This window comes from Psychrobacter sp. AOP7-B1-24 (genome assembly GCF_052376215.1).
Taxonomy (GTDB): Bacteria; Pseudomonadota; Gammaproteobacteria; order Pseudomonadales; family Moraxellaceae; genus Psychrobacter.
Map to the genome: position 1 here is coordinate 1 of NZ_JBQSVL010000249.1, position 223 is coordinate 223.

Consider the following 223-nt stretch of genomic DNA (forward strand, 5'->3'; position numbering starts at 1 on the left):
TAGGGCGTGTTGAACATTCAAAGTTTCAGCCAAAGATAGGCACAAGCGAGAGCCACCGTATTCTCATAACTTTGCTTGAGCTTATCAAATCTAGTTGCAACCGCCCTGTAGTTTTTTAACTTAGCAAAAGCATTTTCTACTAAGTGTCGAGCCTTGTACAAGTGCCAGTCCATATGGTTATTGGTGGACTTAGTGTTCTGTTTTCGAGGAATATTATTGAAGA

The 223-nt window shown here is 40.4% G+C and carries 1 protein-coding gene; it reads right to left on the reverse strand.

Going from position 1 to position 223, the window contains the following annotated elements:
* Positions 1-17: 17 nt before the first annotated feature.
* Positions 18-223, reverse strand: a 206-nt coding sequence (locus tag ACT3QP_RS15230; protein ID WP_444526089.1) for a transposase, incomplete at its 5' end; no start/stop codon positions are given.